The organism is Peribacillus sp. FSL K6-5616 (assembly GCF_038008245.1).
GTDB lineage: Bacteria > Bacillota > Bacilli > Bacillales > DSM-1321 > Peribacillus > Peribacillus frigoritolerans.
Genome location: NZ_JBBOYT010000001.1, coordinates 5134241 through 5161106 on the forward strand (window position 1 = coordinate 5134241; position 26866 = coordinate 5161106).

15 protein-coding genes, 9 tRNA genes and 6 rRNA genes are annotated in these 26866 nt (G+C 46.0%); all 30 read left to right on the forward strand.

Going from position 1 to position 26866, the window contains the following annotated elements; genetic code table 11:
* Positions 1-13 precede the first annotated feature (13 nt).
* Positions 14-910 (forward strand): peptidyl-prolyl cis-trans isomerase, encoded by an 897-nt coding sequence (locus MHB45_RS24960; protein WP_048690035.1) that lies wholly within the window; start codon positions 14-16, stop codon positions 908-910.
* A gap of 130 nt (positions 911-1040) precedes the next feature.
* Positions 1041-1967 (forward strand): cysteine synthase A, encoded by a 927-nt coding sequence (gene cysK / locus MHB45_RS24965; protein ID WP_048690037.1) that lies wholly within the window; start codon positions 1041-1043, stop codon positions 1965-1967.
* A 163-nt stretch (positions 1968-2130) separates the two neighbouring features.
* Entirely contained in the window at positions 2131-2967 is an 837-nt protein-coding gene (gene folP / locus MHB45_RS24970) for a dihydropteroate synthase (RefSeq protein WP_340908131.1), read from the forward strand.
* Position 2968: 1 nt separating this feature from the next.
* Complete coding sequence (gene folB, locus MHB45_RS24975) at positions 2969-3328, forward strand: dihydroneopterin aldolase (RefSeq protein ID WP_048690042.1); 360 nt, start codon at positions 2969-2971, stop codon at positions 3326-3328.
* Between the two features lie 2 nt (positions 3329-3330).
* Positions 3331-3858 carry a 2-amino-4-hydroxy-6-hydroxymethyldihydropteridine diphosphokinase gene (gene folK / locus MHB45_RS24980; protein WP_072273916.1) on the forward strand — a complete coding sequence of 176 codons (528 nt, stop codon included), beginning with the start codon at positions 3331-3333 and terminating at the stop codon, positions 3856-3858.
* Positions 3810-4022, forward strand: coding sequence for a helix-turn-helix domain-containing protein (locus MHB45_RS24985; RefSeq protein WP_034316283.1), 213 nt, complete (start codon positions 3810-3812; stop codon positions 4020-4022). Before folK ends, MHB45_RS24985 begins: the two co-directional genes overlap by 49 nt.
* Positions 4023-4046: 24 nt before the next feature.
* Positions 4047-5045: a tRNA dihydrouridine synthase DusB gene (gene dusB, locus MHB45_RS24990; RefSeq protein ID WP_048690049.1), complete on the forward strand. Its 999-nt coding sequence runs from the start codon at positions 4047-4049 to the stop codon at positions 5043-5045.
* A 192-nt stretch (positions 5046-5237) separates the two neighbouring features.
* Positions 5238-6731, forward strand: a complete 1494-nt coding sequence (gene lysS / locus MHB45_RS24995) for a lysine--tRNA ligase (protein WP_161798638.1) — start codon at positions 5238-5240, stop codon at positions 6729-6731.
* A 423-nt stretch (positions 6732-7154) separates the two neighbouring features.
* Positions 7155-8705: ribosomal RNA gene (locus MHB45_RS25000) — 16S ribosomal RNA — on the forward strand.
* A gap of 176 nt (positions 8706-8881) precedes the next feature.
* Positions 8882-11814: ribosomal RNA gene (locus MHB45_RS25005) — 23S ribosomal RNA — on the forward strand.
* 64 nt (positions 11815-11878) lie between these two features.
* Positions 11879-11994: ribosomal RNA gene (gene rrf, locus MHB45_RS25010) — 5S ribosomal RNA — on the forward strand.
* Between the two features lie 10 nt (positions 11995-12004).
* Positions 12005-12080: transfer RNA gene (locus tag MHB45_RS25015), tRNA-Val, on the forward strand.
* Positions 12081-12091: 11 nt separating this feature from the next.
* A tRNA-Thr gene (locus MHB45_RS25020) sits at positions 12092-12167 on the forward strand.
* A 42-nt stretch (positions 12168-12209) separates the two neighbouring features.
* Positions 12210-12285, forward strand: a tRNA-Lys gene (locus tag MHB45_RS25025).
* Between the two features lie 9 nt (positions 12286-12294).
* A tRNA-Leu gene (locus MHB45_RS25030) sits at positions 12295-12376 on the forward strand.
* 5 nt (positions 12377-12381) lie between these two features.
* Positions 12382-12456 (forward strand) — tRNA-Gly (locus tag MHB45_RS25035).
* Positions 12457-12468: 12 nt separating this feature from the next.
* A tRNA-Leu gene (locus tag MHB45_RS25040) sits at positions 12469-12557 on the forward strand.
* Between the two features lie 9 nt (positions 12558-12566).
* A tRNA-Arg gene (locus tag MHB45_RS25045) sits at positions 12567-12643 on the forward strand.
* Between the two features lie 9 nt (positions 12644-12652).
* A tRNA-Pro gene (locus MHB45_RS25050) sits at positions 12653-12729 on the forward strand.
* Positions 12730-12738: 9 nt separating this feature from the next.
* A tRNA-Ala gene (locus MHB45_RS25055) sits at positions 12739-12814 on the forward strand.
* A gap of 158 nt (positions 12815-12972) precedes the next feature.
* Positions 12973-14523: ribosomal RNA gene (locus MHB45_RS25060) — 16S ribosomal RNA — on the forward strand.
* 176 nt (positions 14524-14699) lie between these two features.
* A 23S ribosomal RNA gene (locus MHB45_RS25065) occupies positions 14700-17632 on the forward strand.
* 64 nt (positions 17633-17696) lie between these two features.
* Positions 17697-17812: ribosomal RNA gene (rrf, locus tag MHB45_RS25070) — 5S ribosomal RNA — on the forward strand.
* Together the 16S, 23S and 5S rRNA genes with 9 tRNA genes alongside form the textbook arrangement of a ribosomal RNA operon.
* A gap of 372 nt (positions 17813-18184) precedes the next feature.
* The gene (locus tag MHB45_RS25075) at positions 18185-18646 is read left to right on the forward strand and encodes a CtsR family transcriptional regulator (protein WP_048677843.1); all 462 of its coding nucleotides are present in this window, start codon (positions 18185-18187) and stop codon (positions 18644-18646) included.
* 21 nt (positions 18647-18667) lie between these two features.
* Positions 18668-19219 (forward strand): UvrB/UvrC motif-containing protein, encoded by a 552-nt coding sequence (locus tag MHB45_RS25080; RefSeq protein WP_072273933.1) that lies wholly within the window; start codon positions 18668-18670, stop codon positions 19217-19219.
* A complete protein-coding gene (locus MHB45_RS25085; protein WP_053537034.1) occupies positions 19216-20292 on the forward strand; it encodes a protein arginine kinase in 1077 nt (358 codons plus the stop codon). Before MHB45_RS25080 ends, MHB45_RS25085 begins: the two co-directional genes overlap by 4 nt.
* Before the next feature lie 129 nt (positions 20293-20421).
* Positions 20422-22863 (forward strand): ATP-dependent protease ATP-binding subunit ClpC, encoded by a 2442-nt coding sequence (gene clpC / locus MHB45_RS25090; RefSeq protein WP_034305090.1) that lies wholly within the window; start codon positions 20422-20424, stop codon positions 22861-22863.
* A 198-nt stretch (positions 22864-23061) separates the two neighbouring features.
* Positions 23062-24450, forward strand: coding sequence for a DNA repair protein RadA (gene radA, locus MHB45_RS25095; RefSeq protein WP_048677848.1), 1389 nt, complete (start codon positions 23062-23064; stop codon positions 24448-24450).
* A 2-nt stretch (positions 24451-24452) separates the two neighbouring features.
* Positions 24453-25526, forward strand: coding sequence for a DNA integrity scanning diadenylate cyclase DisA (gene disA / locus MHB45_RS25100; protein ID WP_063595517.1), 1074 nt, complete (start codon positions 24453-24455; stop codon positions 25524-25526).
* Between the two features lie 226 nt (positions 25527-25752).
* On the forward strand, positions 25753-26850 hold the full coding sequence (locus MHB45_RS25105) for a PIN/TRAM domain-containing protein (RefSeq protein ID WP_048677852.1): 1098 nt from the start codon (positions 25753-25755) through the stop codon (positions 26848-26850).
* Positions 26851-26866 lie beyond the last annotated feature (16 nt).

Here is a 26866-nt window from a genome sequence, read left to right on the forward strand (position 1 = left end):
GGGGGATAAGGGTTTGCCAAAACACAAGCTTCGGGCAATTATTGCTGGCCTTGCCTTGTTGAACCTATTGACTATCATTATCTTTGTCATAAAACCACTAATCATTTCAAAAACCGTCATTGGGGAAGAAACGGCCGCGAAGGTCGGGTCGAAGGATATTTCCCGGGACGCATGGATGAATGAGCTCGAAAAAAGATATGGGGAAGATGTACTTGAGGAAATGGTCGATAAAGAGGTAGTGAAACAGGCAGCTGAAAAATACAAAGTGAAAATTTCGGATGAAGAGCTAGATCGGGAACTTAAAATGATGAAAACGATGTATGGGACTGCCGGTCAGAACCTTAATAAAAGTAACGATCAATTGAGGCAGGAAATTCAGTCGAGTCTCCTCCTCGAGAAGCTCCTCACCAAGGACGTTTCGGTTTCCAAAACGGCAATGCGGAATTATTATGATAATAATAAGGATATCTATAGAATCCCTACTGCTTTCCATATTTCCCATATTACCACGTCTACAAAAAAGCAGGCAGACCAAGTCATACGTGAACTGGAGAAAGGTGTCTCCTTTGATGTCTTGGCGATGGAAAAGTCCCTTGATGAATTTACTGCCAATCAAGGGGGCGACATGGGTTATATATCACAGGATAACGAGCAAGTATCCAAGGAATACATTACCGCTGCCGAGAAATTGAAGGTGAAAAAGTGGAGTGATGCAATCCAAACGGAGGATGGCTGGGCCGTTCTCTACCTGCATGAAAGAATAGAGGGCAAGCAATATGAATATGAAGAAGTTAAAGACAAGATTCACCGCCAAATAGCTCTTGAACAGATTCAGGCACCGGTCTCAGGGAAAATTTTCTGGGACGAATTTGATGTAGAATGGTTTTATGGATTGAAGGAAGAAAAGTAGGTCAATGGTTGTGTGAGAAAATTTAGAATATAGTATATAATCATTGACAATGAACTATTAAAACTGGTAACTTTAAAATTATAAAACCAATAAACATACTCGGTATTGAAATGATAAGGGAGTGGAGAAAATGGCACGTATAGCTAATTCTGTAATCGATTTAATTGGACAAACACCTATTGTTAAGTTAAACAAGCTTCAAAATGAAAACAGTGCAGATATTTATTTGAAACTTGAGTATTTTAACCCAGGCAGCAGTGTAAAAGACCGTATCGCCCTTGCGATGATCGAAGCGGCAGAAAAAAATGGTACCCTTAAGCCAGGTGATACGATCATTGAACCTACAAGCGGAAATACTGGAATAGGCCTGGCGATGGTAGCTGCGGCAAAGGGCTATAAATCAATTCTGGTTATGCCGGAGACGATGAGCTTGGAACGCCGTAACTTGCTTCGCGCTTATGGCGCAGAATTAGTTCTTACTCCTGGGCCTGAAGGAATGAAGGGTGCAATCGCAAAGGCGACTGAGCTTTCTAAAGAAAAAGGTTACTTCATTCCACAGCAATTCGAAAACGAAGCCAACCCTGAAGTACATCGGAACACTACTGGCCCTGAAATCGTTGAAGCCTTTGGAGATGAAGGACTGGATGCATTCGTTGCCGGAATCGGTACTGGCGGAACCATTACAGGTGCCGGTGAAGTCCTGCGTCAGAAATTCCCTGACATTAAAATTTACGCTGTTGAACCTGCGGATTCCCCAGTATTATCGGGCGGGACGCCAGGACCTCATAAAATCCAAGGAATCGGAGCAGGCTTCATTCCAAGTATATTGAATACAGATCTCTATGACGAAATCATTCAAGTCAATACAGAGGAATCTTTTGATTATGCACGCCGCGCAGCAAAAGAAGAAGGAATCCTTGGCGGAATTTCTTCTGGAGGTGCAATCGCAGCTGCCATTAAAGTGGCTGACAAACTGGGAAAAGGCAAAAAGGTACTTGCCATCATACCAAGTAATGGTGAACGCTACTTAAGTACGCCATTATATAACTTTGAGTAAGACAAGACGCTAAAAATGAGAAGCGAAGTTCCTTAGGGGCTTTGCTTTTCTTTTTGCAGTAATGTCTGCAGAGATGTTCCGAATCTTCATGGAGCTTGCACTATGCCTGTGTAAATGGGTAAACTCGTATATATAGATTTCTTTAAGTGAAGGAGAACGTTGGATGTCATTAGCTGGAGCGTCAAAAATAAAATGCGGTTCATTTGATTTGGATTACAGCAATAAAACCTTAATTATGGGGATTTTGAATGTTACCCCGGACTCCTTTTCGGATGGCGGGAAATATAATCGGATAGATGCTGCTTTGAAGCATGCCGAACGGATGGTCAACGATGGAGCGGATATATTGGATGTAGGCGGAGAGTCCACCCGACCTAATTATGAGAGGATATCGGAGGAAGAGGAGATAGAGAGAGTCGCCCCGATTATAGAGGCCATATCCCGTAATATTGAGGTTCCAATATCGGTCGATACGTATAAATCAAGAGTGGCGGAAGTGGCGGTAAAAGCAGGAGCCCATATATTAAATGACATTTGGGGAGGTAAAGCCGACTCCTTGATGTCGAAGGTTGCTGCGGAATATAAGGTGCCGGTCATCTTGATGCATAACAGGGGTAATATGGAATACGGACATTTTGTTCGGGATGTACTTCAAGATTTATTCGAAAGCATCATGTTGGTGAAGGATGCAGGTGTCAAGGATGAAAACATCATACTCGATCCAGGAATTGGCTTTGCGAAAGATTTAAAGTTAAATTTAGAAATGATGAGGAATCTTGATAAGCTGGTATCGTTAGGTTATCCAGTTCTGTTAGCCACATCAAGAAAGTCCATGATTGGACATGTTCTGGACCTGCCGCCTGGTGAGCGAATGGAAGGAACGGCCGCCACTATCTGTCATGGCATTCAACAAGGCTGTCAAATGGTTCGCGTACATGATGTGAAGGAAATGGCACGGACTGCAAAGATGATGGATGCTCTATTAGGAAAAGGTGAATGATATGGATAAGATATATGTGAATAAAATGGAGTTTTACGGTTATCATGGAGTTTTTCCGGAAGAAACGAAGCTTGGTCAGCGATTTAAAGTGGATTTAATCGTCCAGACTGATTTAGCCAAGGCAGGGAAGAGTGACAACCTTGAAGACTCAATCAACTATGGCGAGTTATATGAAGTGTGTAAAAATGTTGTTGAGGGAGAACCTTTTAAGTTAGTGGAAGCTGTCGCTGAAAAAATCGCCTCTGAACTGCTTAATAAATATTCTTCCATCGATACATGCACCGTCAAGGTTTATAAACCAGATCCTCCAATAGCAGGTCACTATGATTCGGTTGCTATAGAGATTGTAAGGGGACGCTGATTGTGAGAAATATTGCTTACCTTTCAATAGGCTCGAACTTAGGTGATCGCCTTGAAACATTCAGAAAGGCTTTCCAATTATTGTCTGAAAGCCCGCATATCAAATTGGTGTCATGCTCCTCATTATATGAAACGGACCCGATAGGATATGAAGACCAGGACTGTTTTTTAAATGCTGTCCTTAAAGTGAAAACCGATTTAGAAGCCGAACAATTACTTCACGCTTGTATGAAAATTGAACAGGATTTAGGGAGAAAAAGGGAAATTAGGTGGGGTCCTCGTACTTTAGACCTTGACATTTTGTTATATAATCATGAAAATATTGAGACAGAGATTCTTTCAGTCCCGCACCCTCGTATGCACGAGAGGGCTTTTGTTATCGTGCCTTTAATGGAAGTGGACCCAGATATATCACTTCCGCAAATGCATGCACCTTTGAGCGACCTGCTTGAACAGATTTCGGATAAAGAAGGAGTTCGATTATGGAAGGTGAAAAATGGGGAAGGCGTATTCGCGCTTTTCGAAAGTTAAAGGGTTATACCCAGGAAGGGTTTGCGAGGGAGATAGGTGTTTCCGTTTCCTTGCTGGGAGAAGTTGAACGAGGGAACCGTAACCCTTCAGAAGCATTTTTACTGGAAGTGGCGGAAATTCTTCATATTTCCATTGAGGAGCTTCAGCCACCTGAGGATAAATGAAAGAATGTTATAGGGGGTCACAAGGTGTTAAGAATAGGCGATATAGAAATGAAGAACCAGGTAGTGCTGGCACCGATGGCGGGAGTCTGTAACTCGGCATTCCGCTTGACTGTCAAGGAATTTGGAGCTGGTCTTGTTTGTGCGGAGATGGTCAGTGACAAGGGAATCGTTCTTAAAAATGCTAGAACGATGAATATGCTTTATATAGATGAAAGAGAAAAGCCGTTAAGTTTGCAAATCTTTGGCGGTGAGAAGAAATCTTTGGTTGAAGCTGCGCAATTTGTAGATAAAAATACAACTGCTGACATCATCGATATCAACATGGGCTGTCCTGTCCCTAAAATCACTAAATGTGATGCGGGTGCGAAGTGGCTTCTCGATCCAAACAAAATTTATGAGATGGTTTCAGCGGTGGTTGATGCTGTTGAAAAGCCGGTAACGGTAAAAATGCGCATAGGCTGGGATGATGAACACGTTTTTGCGATTCAAAATGCTCAGGCTGTTGAACGCGCAGGTGGTAAAGCTGTTTCCATGCATGGCAGAACACGTGTTCAAATGTATGAAGGAAAAGCTAACTGGGACATCATCCGTGAAGTGAAGAAATCGATTAATATTCCCCTTATCGGTAACGGTGATGTGGAAACTCCACAGGATGCGGAAAGAATGCTCAAGGAAACGGGTGTTGATGGAGTCATGATCGGCCGTGCAGCTCTAGGTAACCCATGGATGATTTACCGGACTGTAAAATATCTTGAAACCGGTCAACTGATGGATGAGCCTTCAGTTCGTGAAAAGATGGATGTTTGCGTGCTTCATATGGATCGTCTGATTGCGTTGAAAAATGAAAATGTCGCCGTTCGTGAAATGCGTAAGCATGCTTCTTGGTATTTGAAGGGTGTTAAAGGGAATGCTACGGCTCGCAAAGGAATTAATGATTGTGAAACAAGGGAAGATGTTGTGAAGCTTCTCTATGGACTTGTTGATGAAGTGGAAGCGAAGCAACAAAATATCCAAATGGTCTGAATTTGACATCACCTTCCTATTTTCCTATAATACGCTTATCTTAACTGCCAGTAATCCTGGCAGTTTTTATATGTACATAAACAATGTTTTATGATAAAAAGCTGTTGAATTCCTTAACTTTATGTAAGAATAAATATGTATGCAAAAGAATTTCTGATTAATTATATAAAGCATTTATTAATAAAGATGGAGATGATTTTCGTGAGTCATGAAGAATTGAATGACCAACTGCAGGTAAGGCGCGATAAAATGCAGGCTATGATGGATAATGGACAAGACCCTTTCGGGAGCAGATTCGAGCGCACACATAACACTCAAGAGATAATCAGTGCTTATGGTGAATTAGAAAAGGAAGATCTTGAAGAAAAAGAAATTGAAGTTACGATCGCTGGCCGTGTCATGACGAAGCGAGGAAAAGGGAAAGCGGGATTTGCCCATATCCAGGATATTAGCGGTCAAATCCAAATCTACGTCCGTTTAGATAACATAGGTGAAGATTCTTACCAAATTTTCAATCAAACGGATCTTGGCGACATCGTAGGAGTAACTGGCGTTATTTTCAAAACTAAAGTCGGGGAACTTTCCATTAAAGCTAAAGAATATGTTTTCCTTGCTAAAGCGCTTCGCCCGTTGCCTGATAAATTTCATGGCCTAAAGGATGTTGAAGAACGTTACCGGAAACGTTATGTCGATTTAATTACAAATGAGGAAAGCAAAAATACGTTGATCATGCGCAGTCGCATTGTACAAGCCATGAGAAGGTATTTGGATGATCATGGGTACCTTGAAGTGGAGACGCCGCTATTGCACTCTGTTGCTGGTGGAGCAGCTGCACGCCCATTCCTTACTCACCATAATGCTTTGGATATGCCTTTGAATTTAAGGATTGCCATTGAACTTCATCTGAAACGCTTGATCGTTGGCGGATTGGAGAAAGTTTATGAAATTGGCCGGGTTTTCAGAAATGAAGGGGTATCCACAAGACACAACCCTGAATTCACATTGATTGAATTATACGAGGCTTATGCGGATTACCAAGATATCATGAGTTTAACGGAAAACCTGATTGCCCATATTGCTCAGGAAGTTCTGGGCACGACTACCATCCAGTATGGGGAGTATGAGATAGAGTTAAAACCGGAATGGAAACGACTTCACATGGTTGACGCTGTAAAAGAATATACCGGTGTGGACTTCTGGAATGAAATGAGTAAAGAAGAAGCCCAGCAGCTTGCTAAAGAAAATGGGATTGAAATTAAGGAATCCATGGAATTTGGCCATATCGTAAATGAATTCTTTGAACAAAAGGTGGAAGATAAGTTAATTCAACCTACATTCATCTATGGACATCCAGTGGAAATCTCTCCTTTAGCAAAGAAAAATCCGGAAGATTCCCGTTTCACAGATCGTTTTGAGTTATTCATTGTAGGTAGGGAGCATGCAAATGCGTTCACTGAACTTAATGACCCGATTGATCAACGTCAACGCTTTGAAGCTCAATTAAAAGAACGAGAGCAAGGTAATGATGAAGCTCATGAAATGGATGAAGATTTCCTGGAGGCGTTAGAGTACGGAATGCCGCCTACTGGCGGACTCGGAATTGGCGTTGACCGTTTGGTTATGCTATTGACCAATTCTCCTTCCATACGTGACGTCCTGCTATTCCCTTTAATGAGACATCGCTAATATAAGTAAAATGAGTTTTGATTGCATGCCGAATTCGGATGGCTGGGATCATTGGGGGCAACCTCTGATCCTGGTAAGTCCAATTCGGTTTTTGTTTTTTAATTATAATTTCATATCTTTTATATAGTACGAATTCTAGGGTTTGAAAGAAAAACAACATTATCTCAAAAAACTTTATAAAAGGTATTGCACAGTTAACGTAATGGTGTTATATTTATATCTGTCGTTACGAACGAGTTGCAAACAGATTACAAACTTTAAAAAGTTTTTAAAAAAGTTGTTGACTCAGAGTAAAGGGAATGTTATTATAAGTAAGCTGTTCCGAAAGACATTGCTCTTTGAAAACTGAACAAAACAAAGCGCCAACGTTAAATTTTAAGTGAGCACACACTATCAAAAAAGCAAATGAGCAAGTCAAACATTTCTTCGGAGAGTTTGATCCTGGCTCAGGACGAACGCTGGCGGCGTGCCTAATACATGCAAGTCGAGCGAATCGATGGGAGCTTGCTCCCTGAGATTAGCGGCGGACGGGTGAGTAACACGTGGGCAACCTGCCTATAAGACTGGGATAACTTCGGGAAACCGGAGCTAATACCGGATACGTTCTTTTCTCGCATGAGAGAAGATGGAAAGACGGTTTACGCTGTCACTTATAGATGGGCCCGCGGCGCATTAGCTAGTTGGTGAGGTAATGGCTCACCAAGGCGACGATGCGTAGCCGACCTGAGAGGGTGATCGGCCACACTGGGACTGAGACACGGCCCAGACTCCTACGGGAGGCAGCAGTAGGGAATCTTCCGCAATGGACGAAAGTCTGACGGAGCAACGCCGCGTGAACGAAGAAGGCCTTCGGGTCGTAAAGTTCTGTTGTTAGGGAAGAACAAGTACCAGAGTAACTGCTGGTACCTTGACGGTACCTAACCAGAAAGCCACGGCTAACTACGTGCCAGCAGCCGCGGTAATACGTAGGTGGCAAGCGTTGTCCGGAATTATTGGGCGTAAAGCGCGCGCAGGTGGTTCCTTAAGTCTGATGTGAAAGCCCACGGCTCAACCGTGGAGGGTCATTGGAAACTGGGGAACTTGAGTGCAGAAGAGGAAAGTGGAATTCCAAGTGTAGCGGTGAAATGCGTAGAGATTTGGAGGAACACCAGTGGCGAAGGCGACTTTCTGGTCTGTAACTGACACTGAGGCGCGAAAGCGTGGGGAGCAAACAGGATTAGATACCCTGGTAGTCCACGCCGTAAACGATGAGTGCTAAGTGTTAGAGGGTTTCCGCCCTTTAGTGCTGCAGCTAACGCATTAAGCACTCCGCCTGGGGAGTACGGCCGCAAGGCTGAAACTCAAAGGAATTGACGGGGGCCCGCACAAGCGGTGGAGCATGTGGTTTAATTCGAAGCAACGCGAAGAACCTTACCAGGTCTTGACATCCTCTGACAACCCTAGAGATAGGGCTTTCCCCTTCGGGGGACAGAGTGACAGGTGGTGCATGGTTGTCGTCAGCTCGTGTCGTGAGATGTTGGGTTAAGTCCCGCAACGAGCGCAACCCTTGATCTTAGTTGCCAGCATTCAGTTGGGCACTCTAAGGTGACTGCCGGTGACAAACCGGAGGAAGGTGGGGATGACGTCAAATCATCATGCCCCTTATGACCTGGGCTACACACGTGCTACAATGGATGGTACAAAGGGCTGCAAACCTGCGAAGGTAAGCGAATCCCATAAAGCCATTCTCAGTTCGGATTGCAGGCTGCAACTCGCCTGCATGAAGCCGGAATCGCTAGTAATCGCGGATCAGCATGCCGCGGTGAATACGTTCCCGGGCCTTGTACACACCGCCCGTCACACCACGAGAGTTTGTAACACCCGAAGTCGGTGAGGTAACCTTCATGGAGCCAGCCGCCTAAGGTGGGACAGATGATTGGGGTGAAGTCGTAACAAGGTAGCCGTATCGGAAGGTGCGGCTGGATCACCTCCTTTCTAAGGATAATTACGAGAGCGCTTTTGTTTTGTTCAGTTTTGAATGAGTAATTCATTCAAATAGGAAAGACAGTCATCACGATGTGATGGATTCTTTCTGCTTTGTTCCTTGAAAACTAGATAATAGATAGAAGGCAATTAATTTTTTTCAAAGCATCTGTAAGATCTTTTTTAACGGTTAAGTTAGAAAGGGCGCACGGTGGATGCCTTGGCACTAGGAGCCGATGAAGGACGGGACTAACACCGATATGCTTCGGGGAGCTGTAAGTAAGCTTTGATCCGGAGATTTCCGAATGGGGAAACCCACTGTTCGTAATGGAACAGTATCTTTACCTGAATACATAGGGTACTGAAGGCAGACCCGGGGAACTGAAACATCTAAGTACCCGGAGGAAGAGAAAGCAAACGCGATTTCCTGAGTAGCGGCGAGCGAAACGGAATTAGCCCAAACCAAGAGGCTTGCCTCTTGGGGTTGTAGGACACTCAACATGGAGTTACAAAGGAACGGGGTAAATGAAGCGACCTGGAAAGGTCCGTCGAAGAAGGTAAAAACCCTGTAGTTGAAACTTCGTTCCCTCCTGAGTGGATCCTGAGTACGGCGGGACACGAGAAATCCCGTCGGAAGCAGGGAGGACCATCTCCCAAGGCTAAATACTCCCTAGTGACCGATAGTGAACCAGTACCGTGAGGGAAAGGTGAAAAGCACCCCGGAAGGGGAGTGAAATAGATCCTGAAACCGTGTGCCTACAAGTAGTCAAAGCCCGTTAATGGGTAATGGCGTGCCTTTTGTAGAATGAACCGGCGAGTTACGATTTCATGCGAGGTTAAGTTGATGAGACGGAGCCGCAGCGAAAGCGAGTCTGAATAGGGCGAATGAGTATGAGGTCGTAGACCCGAAACCAGGTGATCTACCCATGTCCAGGGTGAAGTTCAGGTAACACTGAATGGAGGCCCGAACCCACGCACGTTGAAAAGTGCGGGGATGAGGTGTGGGTAGCGGAGAAATTCCAATCGAACCTGGAGATAGCTGGTTCTCTCCGAAATAGCTTTAGGGCTAGCCTCAAGATGAGAGTATTGGAGGTAGAGCACTGATTGGACTAGGGGCCCCCAACGGGTTACCGAATTCAGTCAAACTCCGAATGCCAAATACTTATTCTTGGGAGTCAGACTGCGAGTGATAAGATCCGTAGTCGAAAGGGAAACAGCCCAGACCACCAGCTAAGGTCCCAAAGTATACGTTAAGTGGAAAAGGATGTGGAGTTGCTTAGACAACCAGGATGTTGGCTTAGAAGCAGCCACCATTTAAAGAGTGCGTAATAGCTCACTGGTCGAGTGACTCCGCGCCGAAAATGTACCGGGGCTAAACGTATCACCGAAGCTGTGGATTGACACCGTATGGTGTCGATGGTAGGAGAGCGTTCTAAGGGCGTTGAAGTCAGACCGGAAGGACTGGTGGAGCGCTTAGAAGTGAGAATGCCGGTATGAGTAGCGAAAGAAGGGTGAGAATCCCTTCCACCGAATGCCTAAGGTTTCCTGAGGAAGGCTCGTCCGCTCAGGGTTAGTCGGGACCTAAGCCGAGGCCGAAAGGCGTAGGCGATGGACAACAGGTTGATATTCCTGTACCACCTATACATCGTTTGAACGATGGGGGGACGCAGAAGGATAGGGTAAGCGCGCTGTTGGATATGCGCGTCCAAGCAGTTAGGCCGGAAACGAGGCAAATCCCGTTTCCATTAAGGCGGAGCTGTGATGGCGAGGGAAATATAGTACCGAAGTTCCTGATTCCACGCTGCCAAGAAAAGCCTCTAGTGAGATGTAAGGTGCCCGTACCGCAAACCGACACAGGTAGGCGAGGAGAGAATCCTAAGGTGTGCGAGAGAACTCTCGTTAAGGAACTCGGCAAAATGACCCCGTAACTTCGGGAGAAGGGGTGCTTTTTAGGGTGAATAGCCCAGAAAAGCCGCAGTGAATAGGCCCAGGCGACTGTTTAGCAAAAACACAGGTCTCTGCGAAGCCGCAAGGCGAAGTATAGGGGCTGACACCTGCCCGGTGCTGGAAGGTTAAGGGGAGAGGTTAGCGCAAGCGAAGCTTTGAACCGAAGCCCCAGTAAACGGCGGCCGTAACTATAACGGTCCTAAGGTAGCGAAATTCCTTGTCGGGTAAGTTCCGACCCGCACGAAAGGTGTAACGATCTGGGCACTGTCTCAACGAGAGACTCGGTGAAATTATAGTACCTGTGAAGATGCAGGTTACCCGCGACAGGACGGAAAGACCCCGTGGAGCTTTACTGCAGCCTGATATTGAATTTTGGTACAGCTTGTACAGGATAGGTAGGAGCCTGAGAAGCCGGAGCGCCAGCTTCGGTGGAGGCGTTGGTGGGATACTACCCTGGCTGTATTGAAATTCTAACCCGCGCCCCTTATCGGGGTGGGAGACAGTGTCAGGTGGGCAGTTTGACTGGGGCGGTCGCCTCCTAAAGAGTAACGGAGGCGCCCAAAGGTTCCCTCAGAATGGTTGGAAATCATTCGTAGAGTGTAAAGGCACAAGGGAGCTTGACTGCGAGACCTACAAGTCGAGCAGGGACGAAAGTCGGGCTTAGTGATCCGGTGGTTCCGCATGGAAGGGCCATCGCTCAACGGATAAAAGCTACCCCGGGGATAACAGGCTTATCTCCCCCAAGAGTCCACATCGACGGGGAGGTTTGGCACCTCGATGTCGGCTCATCGCATCCTGGGGCTGTAGTCGGTCCCAAGGGTTGGGCTGTTCGCCCATTAAAGCGGTACGCGAGCTGGGTTCAGAACGTCGTGAGACAGTTCGGTCCCTATCCGTCGCGGGCGCAGGAAATTTGAGAGGAGCTGTCCTTAGTACGAGAGGACCGGGATGGACGCACCGCTGGTGTACCAGTTGTCTTGCCAAAGGCATAGCTGGGTAGCTACGTGCGGACGGGATAAGTGCTGAAAGCATCTAAGCATGAAGCCCCCCTCAAGATGAGATTTCCCATGGCGCAAGCTAGTAAGATCCCTGAAAGATGATCAGGTTGATAGGTCAGAGGTGGAAGCATGGTGACATGTGGAGCTGACTGATACTAATAGATCGAGGACTTAACCAACGCTTTTTAAAAAATGAAATACCTTCTTATTATCTAGTTTTGAAGGAACAACGTTCCTTTTATGTTTGGTGGCGATAGCGAAGAGGTCACACCCGTTCCCATTCCGAACACGGCAGTTAAGCTCTTCAGCGCCGATGGTAGTTGGGGGTTTCCCCCTGTGAGAGTAGGACGCCGCCAAGCAGTTATATATGGAGGATTAGCTCAGCTGGGAGAGCATCTGCCTTACAAGCAGAGGGTCGGCGGTTCGATCCCGTCATCCTCCACCATTTTTACACTTGCCGGTGTAGCTCAACTGGTAGAGCAACTGACTTGTAATCAGTAGGTTGGGGGTTCAAGTCCTCTTGCCGGCACCATTTTCATACAAGCTTGATATAGCATATATAAATAGTTTATATGAGCCATTAGCTCAGTTGGTAGAGCATCTGACTTTTAATCAGAGGGTCGAAGGTTCGAATCCTTCATGGCTCACCATTTTATTATGCGGGTGTGGCGGAATTGGCAGACGCACCAGACTTAGGATCTGGCGCCGCAAGGCGTGGGGGTTCAAGTCCCTTCACCCGCATGTTCGCGGAAGTAGTTCAGTGGTAGAATACAACCTTGCCAAGGTTGGGGTCGCGGGTTCGAATCCCGTCTTCCGCTCCACTATTTATTTATGCCGGGGTGGCGGAACTGGCAGACGCACAGGACTTAAAATCCTGCGGTAGGTGACTACCGTACCGGTTCGATTCCGGTCCTCGGCACCATCTTAATATGCGCCCGTAGCTCAATTGGATAGAGCATCTGACTACGAATCAGAAGGTTGTAGGTTCGACTCCCGCCGGGCGCACCATGTTTTTTTCGGGAAGTAGCTCAGCTTGGTAGAGCACTTGGTTTGGGACCAAGGGGTCGCAGGTTCGAATCCTGTCTTCCCGACCATTATTTTTTGGGGCCTTAGCTCAGCTGGGAGAGCGCCTGCCTTGCACGCAGGAGGTCAGCGGTTCGATCCCGCTAGGCTCCACCAAAAAAACTTGACAAGCCGATTTGGGTTTGTTATGATATGAAAGTTGATTCTTTAAGAAGAGTCAAATTGCTCTTTGAAAACTGAACAAAACAAAGCGCCAACGTTAAATTTTAAGTGAGCACACACTATCAAAAAAGCAAATGAGCAAGTCAAACATTTCTTCGGAGAGTTTGATCCTGGCTCAGGACGAACGCTGGCGGCGTGCCTAATACATGCAAGTCGAGCGAATCGATGGGAGCTTGCTCCCTGAGATTAGCGGCGGACGGGTGAGTAACACGTGGGCAACCTGCCTATAAGACTGGGATAACTTCGGGAAACCGGAGCTAATACCGGATACGTTCTTTTCTCGCATGAGAGAAGATGGAAAGACGGTTTACGCTGTCACTTATAGATGGGCCCGCGGCGCATTAGCTAGTTGGTGAGGTAATGGCTCACCAAGGCGACGATGCGTAGCCGACCTGAGAGGGTGATCGGCCACACTGGGACTGAGACACGGCCCAGACTCCTACGGGAGGCAGCAGTAGGGAATCTTCCGCAATGGACGAAAGTCTGACGGAGCAACGCCGCGTGAACGAAGAAGGCCTTCGGGTCGTAAAGTTCTGTTGTTAGGGAAGAACAAGTACCAGAGTAACTGCTGGTACCTTGACGGTACCTAACCAGAAAGCCACGGCTAACTACGTGCCAGCAGCCGCGGTAATACGTAGGTGGCAAGCGTTGTCCGGAATTATTGGGCGTAAAGCGCGCGCAGGTGGTTCCTTAAGTCTGATGTGAAAGCCCACGGCTCAACCGTGGAGGGTCATTGGAAACTGGGGAACTTGAGTGCAGAAGAGGAAAGTGGAATTCCAAGTGTAGCGGTGAAATGCGTAGAGATTTGGAGGAACACCAGTGGCGAAGGCGACTTTCTGGTCTGTAACTGACACTGAGGCGCGAAAGCGTGGGGAGCAAACAGGATTAGATACCCTGGTAGTCCACGCCGTAAACGATGAGTGCTAAGTGTTAGAGGGTTTCCGCCCTTTAGTGCTGCAGCTAACGCATTAAGCACTCCGCCTGGGGAGTACGGCCGCAAGGCTGAAACTCAAAGGAATTGACGGGGGCCCGCACAAGCGGTGGAGCATGTGGTTTAATTCGAAGCAACGCGAAGAACCTTACCAGGTCTTGACATCCTCTGACAACCCTAGAGATAGGGCTTTCCCCTTCGGGGGACAGAGTGACAGGTGGTGCATGGTTGTCGTCAGCTCGTGTCGTGAGATGTTGGGTTAAGTCCCGCAACGAGCGCAACCCTTGATCTTAGTTGCCAGCATTCAGTTGGGCACTCTAAGGTGACTGCCGGTGACAAACCGGAGGAAGGTGGGGATGACGTCAAATCATCATGCCCCTTATGACCTGGGCTACACACGTGCTACAATGGATGGTACAAAGGGCTGCAAACCTGCGAAGGTAAGCGAATCCCATAAAGCCATTCTCAGTTCGGATTGCAGGCTGCAACTCGCCTGCATGAAGCCGGAATCGCTAGTAATCGCGGATCAGCATGCCGCGGTGAATACGTTCCCGGGCCTTGTACACACCGCCCGTCACACCACGAGAGTTTGTAACACCCGAAGTCGGTGAGGTAACCTTCATGGAGCCAGCCGCCTAAGGTGGGACAGATGATTGGGGTGAAGTCGTAACAAGGTAGCCGTATCGGAAGGTGCGGCTGGATCACCTCCTTTCTAAGGATAATTACGAGAGCGCTTTTGTTTTGTTCAGTTTTGAATGAGTAATTCATTCAAATAGGAAAGACAGTCATCACGATGTGATGGATTCTTTCTGCTTTGTTCCTTGAAAACTAGATAATAGATAGAAGGCAATTAATTTTTTTCAAAGCATCTGTAAGATCTTTTTTAACGGTTAAGTTAGAAAGGGCGCACGGTGGATGCCTTGGCACTAGGAGCCGATGAAGGACGGGACTAACACCGATATGCTTCGGGGAGCTGTAAGTAAGCTTTGATCCGGAGATTTCCGAATGGGGAAACCCACTGTTCGTAATGGAACAGTATCTTTACCTGAATACATAGGGTACTGAAGGCAGACCCGGGGAACTGAAACATCTAAGTACCCGGAGGAAGAGAAAGCAAACGCGATTTCCTGAGTAGCGGCGAGCGAAACGGAATTAGCCCAAACCAAGAGGCTTGCCTCTTGGGGTTGTAGGACACTCAACATGGAGTTACAAAGGAACGGGGTAAATGAAGCGACCTGGAAAGGTCCGTCGAAGAAGGTAAAAACCCTGTAGTTGAAACTTCGTTCCCTCCTGAGTGGATCCTGAGTACGGCGGGACACGAGAAATCCCGTCGGAAGCAGGGAGGACCATCTCCCAAGGCTAAATACTCCCTAGTGACCGATAGTGAACCAGTACCGTGAGGGAAAGGTGAAAAGCACCCCGGAAGGGGAGTGAAATAGATCCTGAAACCGTGTGCCTACAAGTAGTCAAAGCCCGTTAATGGGTAATGGCGTGCCTTTTGTAGAATGAACCGGCGAGTTACGATTTCATGCGAGGTTAAGTTGATGAGACGGAGCCGCAGCGAAAGCGAGTCTGAATAGGGCGAATGAGTATGAGGTCGTAGACCCGAAACCAGGTGATCTACCCATGTCCAGGGTGAAGTTCAGGTAACACTGAATGGAGGCCCGAACCCACGCACGTTGAAAAGTGCGGGGATGAGGTGTGGGTAGCGGAGAAATTCCAATCGAACCTGGAGATAGCTGGTTCTCTCCGAAATAGCTTTAGGGCTAGCCTCAAGATGAGAGTATTGGAGGTAGAGCACTGATTGGACTAGGGGCCCCCAACGGGTTACCGAATTCAGTCAAACTCCGAATGCCAAATACTTATTCTTGGGAGTCAGACTGCGAGTGATAAGATCCGTAGTCGAAAGGGAAACAGCCCAGACCACCAGCTAAGGTCCCAAAGTATACGTTAAGTGGAAAAGGATGTGGAGTTGCTTAGACAACCAGGATGTTGGCTTAGAAGCAGCCACCATTTAAAGAGTGCGTAATAGCTCACTGGTCGAGTGACTCCGCGCCGAAAATGTACCGGGGCTAAACGTATCACCGAAGCTGTGGATTGACACCGTATGGTGTCGATGGTAGGAGAGCGTTCTAAGGGCGTTGAAGTCAGACCGGAAGGACTGGTGGAGCGCTTAGAAGTGAGAATGCCGGTATGAGTAGCGAAAGAAGGGTGAGAATCCCTTCCACCGAATGCCTAAGGTTTCCTGAGGAAGGCTCGTCCGCTCAGGGTTAGTCGGGACCTAAGCCGAGGCCGAAAGGCGTAGGCGATGGACAACAGGTTGATATTCCTGTACCACCTATACATCGTTTGAACGATGGGGGGACGCAGAAGGATAGGGTAAGCGCGCTGTTGGATATGCGCGTCCAAGCAGTTAGGCCGGAAACGAGGCAAATCCCGTTTCCATTAAGGCGGAGCTGTGATGGCGAGGGAAATATAGTACCGAAGTTCCTGATTCCACGCTGCCAAGAAAAGCCTCTAGTGAGATGTAAGGTGCCCGTACCGCAAACCGACACAGGTAGGCGAGGAGAGAATCCTAAGGTGTGCGAGAGAACTCTCGTTAAGGAACTCGGCAAAATGACCCCGTAACTTCGGGAGAAGGGGTGCTTTTTAGGGTGAATAGCCCAGAAAAGCCGCAGTGAATAGGCCCAGGCGACTGTTTAGCAAAAACACAGGTCTCTGCGAAGCCGCAAGGCGAAGTATAGGGGCTGACACCTGCCCGGTGCTGGAAGGTTAAGGGGAGAGGTTAGCGCAAGCGAAGCTTTGAACCGAAGCCCCAGTAAACGGCGGCCGTAACTATAACGGTCCTAAGGTAGCGAAATTCCTTGTCGGGTAAGTTCCGACCCGCACGAAAGGTGTAACGATCTGGGCACTGTCTCAACGAGAGACTCGGTGAAATTATAGTACCTGTGAAGATGCAGGTTACCCGCGACAGGACGGAAAGACCCCGTGGAGCTTTACTGCAGCCTGATATTGAATTTTGGTACAGCTTGTACAGGATAGGTAGGAGCCTGAGAAGCCGGAGCGCCAGCTTCGGTGGAGGCGTTGGTGGGATACTACCCTGGCTGTATTGAAATTCTAACCCGCGCCCCTTATCGGGGTGGGAGACAGTGTCAGGTGGGCAGTTTGACTGGGGCGGTCGCCTCCTAAAGAGTAACGGAGGCGCCCAAAGGTTCCCTCAGAATGGTTGGAAATCATTCGTAGAGTGTAAAGGCACAAGGGAGCTTGACTGCGAGACCTACAAGTCGAGCAGGGACGAAAGTCGGGCTTAGTGATCCGGTGGTTCCGCATGGAAGGGCCATCGCTCAACGGATAAAAGCTACCCCGGGGATAACAGGCTTATCTCCCCCAAGAGTCCACATCGACGGGGAGGTTTGGCACCTCGATGTCGGCTCATCGCATCCTGGGGCTGTAGTCGGTCCCAAGGGTTGGGCTGTTCGCCCATTAAAGCGGTACGCGAGCTGGGTTCAGAACGTCGTGAGACAGTTCGGTCCCTATCCGTCGCGGGCGCAGGAAATTTGAGAGGAGCTGTCCTTAGTACGAGAGGACCGGGATGGACGCACCGCTGGTGTACCAGTTGTCTTGCCAAAGGCATAGCTGGGTAGCTACGTGCGGACGGGATAAGTGCTGAAAGCATCTAAGCATGAAGCCCCCCTCAAGATGAGATTTCCCATGGCGCAAGCTAGTAAGATCCCTGAAAGATGATCAGGTTGATAGGTCAGAGGTGGAAGCATGGTGACATGTGGAGCTGACTGATACTAATAGATCGAGGACTTAACCAACGCTTTTTAAAAAATGAAATACCTTCTTATTATCTAGTTTTGAAGGAACAACGTTCCTTTTATGTTTGGTGGCGATAGCGAAGAGGTCACACCCGTTCCCATTCCGAACACGGCAGTTAAGCTCTTCAGCGCCGATGGTAGTTGGGGGTTTCCCCCTGTGAGAGTAGGACGCCGCCAAGCCATTTAAAAAGATCAGCCATCCGGCTGGTCTTTTTTGTGTATGTAAAAAAAATTTTCCCGTTTTCAGGGACAGCACGGGCTGGCCTTATTTGAATTGGTTGCCATATCATGAGGAGGAATGGATGAGCTGGGTAAATGGGGCAGAATTTAAGTGATGAAACCTTAAGCAGAAGAAAAATTTCAGGTTTTACATCCATTTATATAGGGTATTTATGTAAGATATTTCATCTTTTATGTTCAATGGGGTATGTAACTACATATAATTTGGAGAAAATGGATATTACAGAAAGAAAGTGCGTTTAAGTTGCAAAATGCATTATTCCTTGTATAATAATAGTCAAATATAGTCAAAGTCAGAATGGAGGAGGCTGAGTGAGAAACATATCTGATGTTATCGAAACTTATTTGAAGCAAGTACTTGAAATAAGTCAAAAAGATATCTTGGAGATTAAAAGAAGTGAAATAGCAGATAAATTTCAGTGTGTTCCTTCTCAAATCAATTACGTAATCAATACCAGGTTTACCATCGAGAGAGGTTATGTTGTAGAGAGTAAGCGTGGAGGCGGAGGTTATATACGCATCATGAAAGTGGAATCACAGGATTCCGTGCAACTTATCAACCAATTATTATCGCTTATTGGTTCCAGGGTAACTCAATCGATGGCTGAAGGAGTAATTTCACGACTGATGAATGAAGACGTCATTAATGAAAGAGAAGCAAAGATTATGATGAGCGTCATAGATAGATCGGTGATTTATATCGACCTGCCTGACCGCGATGAGCTTAGGGCAAGAATTTTAACTGCGATGCTTACGACTTTAAAATATAAATGAAACTGGCAGAGGTGATGAACGTTGATTTGCCAAGAATGTCATCAAAGGCCTGCTACCCTGCACTTCACCAAAATCATCAATGGAAAAAAGACTGAAGTCATGATTTGTGAGAAATGTGCTCAGGAAAAAGGTGAAATGTTCATGGAGGCAGGTGGACCTGGTTTTTCAATAAATAATTTATTAGCAGGATTGTTGAATATGGAGTCGAATATTCAACAGACAAAGGCAAATGCATTTCCGAAAACGGAAGAGAGGCGTTGCCCGAATTGTCATCGATCTTATAAAGAATTTGTCCATATTGGCAAGTTTGGCTGTGCCGAATGTTATAAAACGTTCAATGAACAGTTAAATCCCATTTTAAAGAGGGTTCATAGCGGCAATACAGCACACATAGGGAAAATTCCAAAAAGGATTGGCGGCGCCATATATCTTCGAAAACAAATTTTGGATTTGAAAGAAGTTTTAAAGGTCCACATTGATCAAGAGGAGTTTGAGAAAGCGGCAGAAGTAAGAGATAAGGTTCGTTCCCTTGAAAAAAGGTTTGAAGCACAAGAGGGAGGCGAGGAATTATGAGCTTGGAAAAGTTTGTAGAAAACGCCTTGAGTTCCTGGATGAGTGCCGAAGGGCCGGAAATCGATATTGTATTGAGTTCGCGGATTCGGCTGGCCAGGAATTTCAAAGACTTTACCTTCCCAACCTCCTTTTCGAACGAAGAAGCTAATAAAATCATTGAATTGGTCAAAAAAAGAATCGAAGAGGAAGTAACCCCGGAGATTGGAAAATTGGAGCTATTAGAGATTGACCAATTGCAGCCACTGGAAAAGCGCGTTCTGGTTGAAAAACATTTAATCAGTCCTCATTTAGTTGAAGATTCAGCGAAAAGCGCATGTCTCCTTTCGGAAAATGAAGAAATAAGTATCATGATAAACGAAGAGGACCATCTCCGTATTCAATGTTTAATGTCGGGGTTGCAGCTAAAGGAAACCTTAAAGATTGCAAATGTTCTTGACGATTGGATTGAAGAATCCATAGACTATGCATATGATGAAGAAAGAGGATACCTGACTAGTTGTCCGACTAATGTGGGAACAGGGTTAAGGGCTTCAGTCATGATGCATCTGCCGGGCCTGGTCCTTACACAGCAGATGAATAATATCATACCGGCTATCAACCAATTGGGGTTGGTGGTTCGAGGGATTTATGGAGAGGGCAGTCAAGCGTTGGGGAATATTTTTCAAATTTCCAATCAAATCACCCTTGGAAAATCGGAAAGGGATATCGTTGAAGATCTAACGAGTGTAGTGCAACAAATCATAGCCCAGGAACGGTCAGCGAGGGATGCATTAGCGAGGACTTCCCACATACAATTAGAAGATAGAATTTTCCGTTCATATGGGGTTTTGTCCAATGCTCGAATCATCGAGACCAAGGAAGCAGCTACATGTATCTCCGATGTTAGGTTAGGGATAGATCTTGGGTATATAAAGAATATTTCCAAAAGCATTCTAAATGAATTGATGATTTTGACGCAGTCGGGATTTTTACAAAAGTACGCAGGCGGCCCTTTAAGACCCCATGAAAGGGATATCCGTAGAGCAGCACTCATCCGGGAACGCTTGAATTTCACGGAATCTTCCTCCTCATAGAGGTTATTGACCTCTTTAGGGAGAATTAAATTTCATTAATAGATATGGAGCAAGAATAAGCTTCTGCCATTACTTAGAGAATTGCCAGCAATTTTATTCAAAACGAAAATTCTTAAGGAGGAATTCCCTATGATGTTTGGTCGTTTTACTGAAAGAGCCCAGAAAGTATTAGCATTAGCCCAAGAAGAGGCAATCCGTTTAGGTCATAATAATATTGGCACGGAACATATTTTACTGGGCCTGGTCCGAGAGGGTGATGGTATTGCAGCCAAAGCGTTATATGCTCTTGGATTGGGTCCGGAGAAGATTCAGAAAGAAGTGGAAAATTTAATTGGCCGTGGACAGGATACGGCTCAAACGATACATTATACCCCAAGAGCCAAGAAGGTCATTGAGCTTTCCATGGATGAAGCAAGAAAATTAGGTCACTCATATGTTGGGACAGAGCATGTCCTTCTAGGTCTTATACGAGAAGGGGAAGGTGTCGCTGCCCGCGTATTGAATAATCTGGGAGTAAGTTTAAATAAAGCTCGACAACAAGTATTACAACTTTTGGGCAGCAATGAATCAGGTGGTCATCAAGGTTCAGCCGCTGCAAATGCAAGCACGCCGACACTGGATGGCCTTGCCCGTGATTTAACGGCGATTGCCAGGGAAGGAAGCTTGGATCCGGTTATCGGAAGAAGTAAGGAAATACAGCGTGTCATTGAGGTATTAAGCCGTCGTACAAAAAATAACCCAGTATTGATCGGTGAACCCGGCGTTGGTAAAACAGCCATTGCTGAAGGGCTTGCCCAACAGATTATCAATAATGAGGTACCTGAGATTTTACGTGATAAACGCGTCATGACACTTGATATGGGTACTGTTGTGGCTGGCACTAAATACCGGGGTGAATTTGAGGACCGGTTGAAGAAAGTCATGGATGAAATACGCCAGGCGGGTAATATCATCCTATTCATCGACGAATTGCATACATTGATTGGTGCAGGTGGTGCAGAAGGTGCCATCGATGCCTCCAATATCCTTAAACCATCATTGGCCCGTGGTGAATTACAATGTATCGGTGCTACAACTTTGGATGAGTACCGCAAGTATATTGAAAAGGATGCTGCCCTTGAACGTCGCTTCCAGCCAATCCAAGTCGATGAGCCGACAATTGAGGAATCCATCCAAATTCTCAAAGGTCTTCGTGACCGTTATGAGGCACATCACCGCGTATCGATCACTGACGAAGCGATTGATGCTGCAGTCAAATTATCAGACCGTTATATTTCCGATCGCTTTTTACCTGATAAAGCGATTGACTTGATTGATGAAGCTGGTTCCAAAGTTAGGCTGCGCTCATACACAACGCCACCCAACCTAAAGGAACTTGAAGTGAAACTAGATGATGTTCGCAAGGAAAAGGATGCTTCCGTTCAGAGTCAGGAATTTGAAAAAGCTGCTTCGCTTCGCGATACAGAACAACGCTTAAGAGAACAATTGGAAGAAACGAAAAAAACTTGGAAAGAAAAACAAGGGCAGGAAAACAGTGAAGTGACTGTGGATGACATTGCACATGTCGTATCCAGCTGGACGGGAGTGCCGGTCACTAAATTGGCGCAAACGGAGTCAGACAAACTGCTTAATATGGAGTCAATCCTCCATGATCGTGTAATTGGGCAGGAAGAGGCCGTCATTGCGGTTTCTAAAGCAGTACGACGTGCAAGGGCAGGATTGAAAGATCCTAAGCGTCCAATTGGTTCATTCATCTTCTTGGGGCCTACAGGGGTCGGTAAAACCGAGCTAGCCCGAGCTTTGGCTGAATCCATTTTTGGTGATGAAGATGCCATGATCCGCATCGATATGTCCGAATATATGGAGAAACATTCGACTTCACGTCTTGTTGGATCGCCTCCAGGATATGTTGGGTACGAAGAAGGCGGTCAGTTAACGGAAAAAGTGCGGAGGAAACCATACTCCGTCGTTCTGCTTGATGAAATAGAAAAGGCGCATCCGGATGTCTTCAATATTCTTCTTCAAGTGTTGGAAGACGGAAGACTGACAGATTCAAAGGGGCGTACTGTCGATTTCAGGAATACCATTTTGATCATGACATCGAATGTAGGGGCGTCTGCCTTGAAAACTGATAAGTATGTCGGCTTTAACATCCAGGATACTGGTCAGGACTATAAAAATATGAAAGGGAAAGTGATGGAAGAACTCAAACGTGCATTCCGTCCGGAATTCCTGAATCGTATTGATGAAACTATCGTGTTCCACTCATTAGAGAAGGATCATTTGAAACAAATCGTTACATTAATGTCAAATCAGCTTACTACCCGTTTGAAAGAACAGGAGATATACTTGGAGCTGACAGATGCGGCTAGAGAAAAAATTGCCACGGAAGGTTTTGATCCGGAATATGGGGCAAGGCCAATCCGCAGGGCGCTTCAGAAGCATGTAGAGGATTATCTATCCGAAGAGTTGCTTAAAGGCAACGTGAAAAAAGGGCAAACGGTCGTAATGGATGTCGTGAATAATGAGTTTGCAATCCGACAAGGCGAGCCTGTTAATGTAAGTGAATAACCTGATCCTAAACTTCGAGGTACACGCAGATTCTTTTGCAGTGTACCTCTGTTTTTTATCTATAGGTAGATGTGAGTATAAACGGGACAAGCAAAGTGAATATTTTTTTAAAAAAACTTAGCCTTAAGAAGGTTTAAATAAAACAGAGATATAATATCCTTAATATAGATATTTTTTCCAAAGGAAGAGGAGTAATTTATGGCTGTAAAAAAGAAAACTAAATTTATCTGTCAGTCTTGTGGGTATGAATCCGCGAAATGGATGGGGAAATGCCCAGGCTGCGGTGAATGGAATAAAATGGTCGAGGAAACCGAAATCGTTAAACCTGCTAGAAAGGGCGCTTTTACCCATTCAGAGGTGAGAGGTTCCGGGGAACGGGAGAAGGCAGCACCCATAACGACCATTCAATCAGAAAAAGAACCACGCATTAAGACGGATTTAATGGAATTGAATCGTGCTCTTGGGGGCGGGATCGTTCAGGGATCACTTGTATTGATCGGAGGGGACCCGGGTATCGGTAAGTCCACCCTGCTTTTACAGGTATCATCCCAATTGGCGCATAAACAGAAAAAAGTGCTTTATATATCAGGTGAAGAATCAGTCAAGCAGACCAAATTGAGAGCGGACCGGCTTGGGACCATGTCGGAAAATCTATTCGTTTATTCTGAAACCGATATGGACTATATCCAACAGGCAATTACAGATGTAAAACCGGATTTGGTCATTATTGACTCGATTCAAACGGTTTATCATTCGGAGGTTACATCTGCCCCGGGAAGCGTTTCACAAGTGAGGGAATGCACAGCCTCACTCATGCGCATTGCTAAAACGAACGGAATCGCGATTTTTATCGTCGGTCACGTTACAAAAGAAGGGGCCATTGCGGGACCACGGCTGCTTGAGCACATGGTTGACACCGTATTATATTTTGAAGGTGAAAGACACCATACATATCGAATTATACGTGCGGTTAAAAATCGCTTTGGTTCGACGAATGAGATGGGTATTTTTGAAATGAAAGAACATGGATTGGAAGAGGTGGCGAATCCATCGGAAATTTTCCTTGAAGAACGGTCGCAAGGAGCTTCGGGGTCCACAGTCGTCGCATCCATGGAGGGCACAAGGCCGGTGCTTGTTGAAATTCAAGCATTGATTTCTCCTACGAGTTTTGGGAATCCTAGGCGGATGGCCACGGGAATTGACCACAATCGAGTTTCGCTTTTAATGGCTGTCCTGGAAAAGAGAGTGGGCTTGCTGCTCCAAAACCAAGATGCGTATTTAAAGGTTGCTGGCGGTGTCAAGCTGGATGAACCGGCAATTGACCTCGCTGTTGCAATAAGCATTGCATCAAGCTTCCGTGATAAACCAACAAACCCTGCCGATTGCATCATTGGTGAAGTGGGGCTGACTGGGGAAGTGAGAAGGGTGTCACGAATTGAACAAAGGGTGCAGGAAGCAGCGAAATTAGGGTTTGAGCGGGTTATCATACCGGCTAATAATATAGGAGGGTGGACCGCGCCGAAAGGTATTAAGATCATTGGTGTTTCATCGGTTTCGGAGGCTCTTAAACAATCGTTAGGGGGTTAAGCATGACAGATAAAAAAGGGTATGAGAAAACAAAATTGGAAATTCTGCAAATCGTAGCACCAGGTACCCCGCTTCGGGAGGGTATTGAAAATGTCCTGAGGGCGAACACGGGCGGTTTGATAGTGGTCGGATATAACGAGAAGGTGCGAACGATCGTGGATGGCGGCTTCGAAATCAACTGCAGCTGTACCCCCAGCACATTATATGAGTTGGCGAAGATGGACGGGGCCATCATTTTAAATGAAACCGCCGATAAGATCATTTTCGCAAATGCCCAATTAGTGCCTGATAACAGTACACCTTCCACTGAAACGGGAATGAGGCATAGAACAGCGGAACGGGTGGCAAGGGAGACCAAGTCGTTGGTCATCGCAATCTCACAACGCCGGAATGTCATCACTTTATATCAGGGCAATTTCCGGTATGCCCTTAAAGATATAGGAGTCATTCTTGCCAAGGCTAATTTAGCCATCCAGACCTTGGAAAAATACAAGGTGGTCCTGCAGCAGAGCATATCGGTTTTAGGAGCGCTCGAGTTTGAGGAAATCGTGACCTATGCCGATCTTTTGCAGGTATTTCACCGTTATGTGATGGTGCTCAGGATCAAGGCGGAGCTGCTAACGTACCTTAATGAACTTGGTACGGAAGGAAGGCTGATCCGTTTGCAAATGAATGAAATCCTGGCAGATATTGAAACGGAAGGGAAATGGCTTATCAAGGATTATACCTCCAGTAATGATGAAAATCCCGAGGAAATCATTTTTAGGCTTCAAGAGTTGGCCATGCAGGAAAAACTGGATGAAAGCATTCTTCTTAAGGTGCTGGGCTATCATGGATATATACATCTTGATGAGTCAGTACATCCCCGTGGTTACCGTATTCTTCATAAAATCCCACGCTTGCCGGGTTTAATCATCGAAAATTTAGTGAAACAGTTCGGAAGCTTTAGTGAAGTCAATAAAGCTACGGTTGAAAACCTTGACGATGTGGAGGGTATAGGTGAAGTCCGGGCCAATAAAATTAAAGAAGGACTCCGAATTTTGAAAAATCAGCTGGTCACAAATAGAAGGATGTAAGGTGCAGCCGGCTTTTAAAAAACTCCTGAACGGGCTTGAAATTGATTGGTGTTTATTTTTGACACTCAAAACTCAGGGTGCTAGGCTAATATTACGAAAAAGAGAAGAATTCATATTTGTAAATCCACTAAATCCTTAAGTGAATTTAACGTATATAGTGAAAACGAATTTTCGAAGGTTTCATTTTATATTATTGGTCAATAATGAGTAGAAGGAGGTGAAAGGGATGTTAAAACGCATTATACAAGCATGCTTCTTAATAGTCGGCGGAACACTTGGTATGTTGCTTATTCCGGAATTATTAATTGTTTTACATGCAGACGATATTGCTTTATTAAACAATCCTTATGTAAGTGTACTGTTGGGTGCCATTATCTTTTATCTTATAACTTTTTGGGCAGTAGATCATGTGATCTACTTTATGAAATGGCTGGAGGAACAGCTTGTAAAGATACCGATTACGGATATAATCTTTGGCAGCGTAGGTCTTTTAGTTGGACTGCTTGCAGCGTTCTTGGTTGGATCCGCATTCAGTGCCATCAAGGTTCCCATTTTGAATACAGTGGTTCCTATCATCCTTACGCTTTTATTTGGATATCTTGGTTTTCAGGTGGGCTTTAAAAAACGTGATGAGCTATTGAGTTTATTCACGAAAAGCAATAAGAAAAAGAACACGGATGATGAAGCAAGCGAAGAGGATGAAGAGGGGTATAGCAAGCGCCTGAAGATTCTTGATACAAGCGTCATCATAGATGGCAGAATTGCGGATATTTGTCAGACAGGCTTTCTGGAAGGTACCATAGTCATTCCTCAATTCGTATTAAACGAATTGCAGCACATTGCCGATTCATCTGATGCATTGAAAAGGAATCGTGGAAGGCGCGGTTTGGATATCTTGAATCGGATTCAAAAAGACCTACCGATTAAAGTGGAGATGTACGAGGGGGATTTTGAAGACATTCAGGAAGTCGACAGTAAACTGGTGAAGCTTGCCAAAATATCGGGCGGAATGGTCGTTACCAATGATTTCAATTTAAACAAAGTATGCGAGTTTCAAAATGTGGCGGTACTTAATATCAATGACCTGGCCAATGCCGTAAAACCTGTTGTACTTCCTGGGGAAGAGATGAACGTTCAGGTCATAAAGGATGGGAAAGAGCAGAACCAGGGCATCGCTTATTTGGACGATGGCACCATGATCGTTGTCGAGGGTGGCCGTGACCATATAGGGAAACGGATCGATGTACTTGTCACAAGTGTATTGCAAACCTCTGCAGGCCGGATGATATTCGCTAAACCGAAACTATTAGAAAAAGCATTATAAAGAAGAGTAGGAGAAA